The 986-nt window shown below is 35.5% G+C and carries 1 protein-coding gene; it reads right to left on the bottom strand.

Translation table 11 applies throughout. The features are described 5' to 3' along the window. A partial coding sequence (locus CDOM16188_RS11060) for a cache domain-containing protein (protein ID WP_172202199.1) occupies nucleotides 1-948 on the bottom strand: 948 nt, incomplete at its 3' end. Nucleotides 949-986: the final 38 nt, after the last annotated feature.

Below are 986 nucleotides of genomic sequence, written 5' to 3'. Positions count from 1 at the left end.
GTATCCCACTACAAAGATTAATGCACCTATGATACCCATAACAAATACGGTTGAAAATATAGTTTCATGATAAATAATTTCATTTAAAACAGGATCATAATCGCTAAGTGAGTTATCAGAGCAGATAAGCCAATTGGCTCTATCATATTTTTGGCAAGCAAAAAGCCTCTCGTCTCCGCCTAAAGTATGGACATACGCCTTACCTTGAGTAGTTGCGTAGCTATCTATAGCCAAATTTATAGCCGTTTTTAAATCAGGCTCATCAGACAATATGAAATTATTATTTGGATGATAGACCAAAAGCTTTGCGTCGATATCAACGATAGCAACACTACTGCTTTGTGACTCTTTCATCTGCGCAACATCTTTTGCTATATCGTCTAAATACATATCGGCAGCTACGACACCCACAGCCTTGCCGTCTATGATTATTGGCTTAACGATAGTAAGAGTGTATTTGCCACTTGATTGGGCTAAATAAGGATGAGTAAATACCAAATCTCCCTTTGCTACACTTTGCTTATACCAAGGCTTGACTCTTGAATCAAAATTATCCTTTTCAGGTGTCAAATGAAGGAATTCAATCTTTTCATTTGACTTTCTAACAGCATCAAACAGATCGCCGTTATCGCCAAAACCTATGTAAAATTCAGCTATATTTAAAGTCGTAGCCATAGTCATTAGACGATCTTTAAGACTCTGCCTATCTTGCATTAGATAAGGATTTTCTTGAATATATTTGGCTAAATTTTCAACCGCAACTATTTTAGAGTTAAAATACTCCCTTACATATATCGCCACAGAGCGCGTAGAAGCCTCTTTGGAACTTTTAGACACATCTATGATAGTATCTTTCATGCCTTTATAGCTTACGGTTTCAAATATCGCAAAAGCTATAGTAAGCAACACAAATATAATTAAAGCTATTTTATTCGCAGCTTTTTTCATGTAATCTCTCCTTGATTGTTTTTCATATCCTTAGAATT

It is taken from the genome of Campylobacter sp. RM16188 (assembly GCF_012978795.1).
Lineage (GTDB): Bacteria > Campylobacterota > Campylobacteria > Campylobacterales > Campylobacteraceae > Campylobacter_A > Campylobacter_A canis.
This window is presented reverse-complemented; position numbering and strand designations above follow the sequence as displayed.